The 442-nt window shown below is 33.9% G+C and carries 1 protein-coding gene; it reads right to left on the minus strand.

The window, feature by feature from the left end; genetic code table 11:
- Positions 1-442 (minus strand): RNA-guided endonuclease TnpB family protein (locus CHI06_RS29050; RefSeq protein WP_142301053.1); only part of this gene is annotated, 442 nt, incomplete at both ends.

A 442-nucleotide genomic window follows, 5' to 3' on the forward strand; every position in this document is an offset into this window, starting at 1 on the left:
TTTTTTCATGAATACGAGCTACTTTTCTTTTGGCTTTATACCAGTTCTCACCACCAATAGTTCGTCTACTCATAACTTTTTGAGCATGGGCTAATTTTTCTTCTAATGAACGAAAAAACTTCGGATTAGAGTATATCGTTCCATTCGAGAGAATAGCGAAATCTTTCAGTCCTACATCAATACCAATTGCTGAATTGGTTTTTGGCAATTCTTTTACTTCTGATTCAACAGCTAAAGAAACAAAATATTTATCAGAGGGATTTCTTCTGATAGTGGCACTTATAATACGGCCTTCGACTTCACGACTTTTTGCAAAACGGACATTCCCCAGTTTGGGAAGTTTGATGTAGTTGTCAATGACAGCTATATTTCTGTTTGTATATTTTGTTGTATAAGATTGTATTGGATTCTTTTTTGACTTAAATCGAGGTTGTTTATTTTG

The organism is Bacillus sp. 7884-1, assembly GCF_002272245.1.
Classification (GTDB): Bacteria; Bacillota; Bacilli; order Bacillales; family Cytobacillaceae; genus Neobacillus.